Origin of the sequence: Pseudomonas sp. MF6776 (assembly GCF_016613125.1) — a bacterium.
Classification (GTDB): Bacteria; Pseudomonadota; Gammaproteobacteria; order Pseudomonadales; family Pseudomonadaceae; genus Aquipseudomonas; species Aquipseudomonas iridis.
This window is the reverse complement of the sequence record NZ_JAENSQ010000075.1, coordinates 1-3,399: the sequence shown is the minus strand read 5'-3', so window position 1 is coordinate 3,399 and position 3,399 is coordinate 1. Positions and strand designations below refer to the sequence as shown.

Genomic DNA, 3,399 nt, shown 5'->3' with positions numbered 1-3,399 from the left:
GGGGTCGTCTCAGAAAACGGAAAATAAAGCACGCTAAGCGTGCGTGGAGGCTGGCACCCAGCGGTACAGCGTCGGAATGGACACGCCGAGGTTCTTGGCCACGTCCTTGGGCGGCACCCCGCTGGCCAGCAGCTTCTTGGCCGACTCGATCTTGCTGTCGGTCATCTTCGGCTTGCGGCCGCCTTTGCGGCCGAGCTGCTTGGCGACTTCCAGCCCGGCGCGGGTGCGCTCGACGGTCAGCTCGCGCTCCATTTCGGCAAGGCTCGCCATGACGTGGAAGAAGAACCGCCCGGATGGTGTGCCGGTGTCGATGGAGTCGGTGAGGCTCCTGAACTGGACACCGTGCTTGTGCAGATCGCCGACCAGATCGACCAGTTGCTTGACCGACCGGCCCAGCCGGTCGAGCTTCCAGACGACCAAAGTATCGCCTTCGCGCAGCATTTCGAGCGTCTTGGCCAAGCCAGGCCGGTCTGCCCGCGTGCCACTCACCTTGTCCTCGAAGACCTTTTTACATCCGGCCTTGCTCAAGGCTTCGCGTTGCAGCTCCAGGTTCTGATCCTGCGTCGAGACGCGCGCATAGCCAATCAACATGGCTTGTCTCGCGCCCGGTCGATGCGTTCCTGCATCGCCTGCATCACTTCTTCGTGGGTGTACGATCTGGCGTTGGCGTCGGTGGCTTGCCGCAGGGCTTCCTCAACCTCGCGCGTCATCCGCTCGTAATCCTCCGGCCACAGCGCTTGCTCCATGCGCAGCGACGCCTGACCCAGCAGGTGCAGCAGGCTGAACAGCCGCATGTCGTTGGTGGCGACGATGCGCTCCCGAATCTGCTCCTGAATAGCTTCGCTAGCCCGATGCGCTTGTGGTGTGGCAGTCCCCTCGTAGTCAGCGGGGAATTCCGCTTCCTCGGCAATCCTTGCCCAGGCGCTGGCCAGCGCCTCGATGGTTGACGTGCTCATTTCCGCCGCTCCTGTGCTCTTTGGCGAATCAACCGGCCAAGGGGCCTCGACGCGAAAACCAGCAGCATCACGCCTATCGGATACCAGGTCGAGAAGACCACCAAGGCATCGAAGGCTGGCCGTCCGGTGTTGGTAGGCAGTACGGCGGTCACAGCCATCAACCCGCCGACCGTCCAGATGATGCGCCACACGTAGGGCATCACGCGGGGCACGTAGCCGTCATCGAAAGCGGTCTGGTAGTAGCGGCGCAGGCCGCGCTCGGCAAGCGCCTGGCGCTGCCGCTCCGACAGCGCATCCGTCCGGCCATACCAGCGCCGGAATGGTGGACAGCGCAGCAGCAAAGGGGTGAAGAGGATCATCACCGCCACGATCGCGACACCCCACGCCATGACGGCGCCGGCATCGGGCCGCTTGGCGTTCTCGATCACGGGCGCGAAGACGCCCGGAGCACCGATCATCCAGAACAGCGCAATGTGCTGATGGAAGGAGAGCTTCATTTGCTCATCCACTTGCGCAGCAGGCGCTTTTTCAGGGAGGCGCGTTCTTGCGGGTTGCGTCCCTTGTGATTGGCGATGCGATCCGCCGTGGCGGCCTGGCGCTTGACGGGCCAGTAGGAGCGGCCATCCTTGCCCATCGACCAGACGCTGCTGGCCTGGTTTTCCAGCAGGGGCAGATGGGCGCTCAGGGCTTCGGGCGACGCGCTGGTCAGCGCCGTGCGCTCACGGGTGCGCCAGCGCTGATGCCAGAGCTTCTTGTCCTCGCGCTCGCTGCCGCAGGTCGTGTGCCCGACGATGGGTGTTTTGCGGCGGCTGCGGCTCATAACGTAGTGGTCTCCAAGAACATTCAGGACTGATCCCAGGCGTCGATGGTCAAGACCTGATCGGCAGGACAGGCGGCTACGCGGTCGGGAACTGGATGGTGTTCAGTCTCATGCCGACCCCATTCGATTGATCGCGTCGCTTGCGGCACGCTGCGACGCAAGGAGGTTTGCGACCTGGTTTAGCAGCCGTGTCCGCTGCATGTCTGTTACCTATCTCCCCGACCGCTCATTGGACCAACTCCAGAGATTGGGCTCTATCGCTCAGCCAATACGAAACCGGCATTGGCTGATGCCACAACCGAGACGAACACAAATGGCTCGGTACCTGTATTTCGCGCCCCGTGCACTTGGCCCGGTCTTGCCACGGCTATCTCACCTTCCCTGAGGGCACGAACAATCCCATTGCCCTGAAAGTAATCAGCCATTCCCGACAAAACAGTCCACGTGTCTTGGCCGTGAGGATGAATGTGAGCCGCAATTTCCTGCCCGGGATGGACATGCCAAACCACGATAATTGAGTCTCGGGTTTCAAGCACAACGGAACGAATAGGCTCGCCTTCGGACGGCTGAACATACTCGGCTACAGAAAATATTCTCGATTCAACAGTCATCGGAGATCCCTCTTTCACAGTGCCCCCAGACAGGCTGGATATGAGTTCTAACTCGAATTTGAACGGGAGGCTGGTCGTGCGGTCGTGCAGTTGCCGATGAGCGTGTCGGCTGCTGCCTCCTTGCCCACCAGCGAACTCACGTCCGTTGCGGCCATCCAGAAGGTCTTGCCCGAGCGCGGCTCATAGGTCGCGGGATCGAACACGCCAGAGGGGCCGAACATCGGCGGCTTGATTGGTCATGGCTCCATGCCTTTGTCGTTACGGTCTTCATCGTCGGCATCCTGACGCACGGCGGGCAATTGCTGGAGCAACGCCGGCAGCCATTCCTGTACCGTCTCCCACACCACATCGAGGTTGATGTCGAAATAGCCGTGAGCCATGCGATTACGCATATTGCGCATGCTGCGCCACGGCACGTCGGCATGCGCCTGGGTGAACTCGACGTAGCCATCCATCACCTTTGTGGCCGCCTCGCCGATGACGATCAGGCTCATGATGACGGCCTGCTGGGTGCGCTTGTCGGCCAAGAAGTCGTCCTTGGCCATCCCTTCCACGAAGCTGCGCGCATCGGTTGCGGCCTGCTGAATGTGGTCGAGGTAATCGGGCAGGCGGTTCTCGCTCATATCGGTTGCGCCTCCGCGAGCACCTTGGCCCGGAACTTCGGCGGCAGGTCGCCGGGAGTCAGCAGATCGACGTCAACGCCGAGCAGCGATTTCAGTTCTTCTTCCAAATCGCCCAAGTCCAACAACGTGGCACCGGGCAGCGCATCGACCAACAGGTCGAGGTCGCTGCCATCCCGGTCGGTGCCATGCAGCACCGAGCCGAAGACGCGCGGGTTCGCGGCGCGAAAGCGGCCTACCGCTTCACGCACTGCGCTTCGCTTCATGTCAAGCACAACAGACGGTCGCATGGGCATCCTTTCTTATCGAAACTCGTTGAGATGATATGCAATCAAGAATAGAATTTCAAGAACTATTTTCGAGAATCGCAATGCCTTGATTCCCGTGCCGCG

The 3,399-nt window shown here is 61.4% G+C and carries 7 protein-coding genes; all 7 read right to left on the bottom strand.

Annotated features, from left to right (window positions below; genetic code table 11):
- Nucleotides 1–33: 33 nt before the first annotated feature.
- Nucleotides 34–591, bottom strand: coding sequence for a recombinase family protein (locus JJD74_RS30340; protein WP_003100847.1), 558 nt, complete (start codon nucleotides 589–591; stop codon nucleotides 34–36).
- A complete protein-coding gene (locus tag JJD74_RS30335) occupies nucleotides 585–956 on the bottom strand; it encodes a hypothetical protein (protein ID WP_003100853.1) in 372 nt (123 codons plus the stop codon). Before JJD74_RS30335 ends, JJD74_RS30340 begins: the two co-directional genes overlap by 7 nt.
- A complete protein-coding gene (locus JJD74_RS30330) occupies nucleotides 953–1,453 on the bottom strand; it encodes a hypothetical protein (protein WP_003100856.1) in 501 nt (166 codons plus the stop codon). The genes JJD74_RS30335 and JJD74_RS30330 overlap by 4 nt, the downstream gene beginning before the upstream one ends.
- Nucleotides 1,450–1,776, bottom strand: a complete 327-nt coding sequence (locus JJD74_RS30325; protein ID WP_003100858.1) for a hypothetical protein — start codon at nucleotides 1,774–1,776, stop codon at nucleotides 1,450–1,452. The genes JJD74_RS30330 and JJD74_RS30325 overlap by 4 nt, the downstream gene beginning before the upstream one ends.
- A 254-nt stretch (nucleotides 1,777–2,030) precedes the next feature.
- Nucleotides 2,031–2,387 carry a cupin domain-containing protein gene (locus JJD74_RS30320; RefSeq protein WP_003465043.1) on the bottom strand — a complete coding sequence of 119 codons (357 nt, stop codon included), beginning with the start codon at nucleotides 2,385–2,387 and terminating at the stop codon, nucleotides 2,031–2,033.
- A 236-nt stretch (nucleotides 2,388–2,623) separates the two neighbouring features.
- Nucleotides 2,624–3,010, bottom strand: a complete 387-nt coding sequence (locus tag JJD74_RS30315) for a HepT-like ribonuclease domain-containing protein (protein ID WP_003100872.1) — start codon at nucleotides 3,008–3,010, stop codon at nucleotides 2,624–2,626.
- Nucleotides 3,007–3,273: a nucleotidyltransferase family protein gene (locus tag JJD74_RS30310; protein ID WP_016487057.1), complete on the bottom strand. Its 267-nt coding sequence runs from the start codon at nucleotides 3,271–3,273 to the stop codon at nucleotides 3,007–3,009. Before JJD74_RS30310 ends, JJD74_RS30315 begins: the two co-directional genes overlap by 4 nt.
- Between the last annotated feature and the right edge of the window lie 126 nt (nucleotides 3,274–3,399).